The organism is Streptococcus sp. 3874 (assembly GCF_013276425.1).
Lineage (GTDB): Bacteria > Bacillota > Bacilli > Lactobacillales > Streptococcaceae > Streptococcus > Streptococcus pseudopneumoniae.
The window spans coordinates 1-306 of record NZ_VMLA01000160.1 but is presented as its reverse complement, the minus strand read 5'-3'; the positions used below and the strand labels follow the sequence as shown (position 1 = coordinate 306).

General features: G+C 34.6%; 1 pseudogene. It reads left to right on the top strand.

Going from position 1 to position 306, the window contains the following annotated elements:
* A pseudogene (locus tag HT703_RS11385) lies at nucleotides 1–149 on the top strand (N-acetylmuramoyl-L-alanine amidase family protein); the annotation flags it as partial.
* Between the last annotated feature and the right edge of the window lie 157 nt (nucleotides 150–306).

Sequence of the window (306 nt, the reverse complement as noted above, 5' to 3'; positions counted from 1 at the left end):
ACTACCTCAATAGTAATGGCGATATGAAAGTTTGCCAATGGTTCCAAGTTAGTGGGAAATGGTATTACGTAGATGCATCAGGTATGCTTGCAGTCAATACAACAGTAAACGGCTATAGAGTCAATGCTAACGGTGAATTGGTAAACTAAATCTAACTGAATGAATCTTAATATTATTTTTTGATAGGATATTAAGGCTGAAAATAACTCTGTAATCTCTAGCCAGATTGATGGGCTGGAGATTATGGAGTATTTTGTAATATAAGAGATAATGGAAGGATGAGCCAGTAACTTATACTCAATGAAA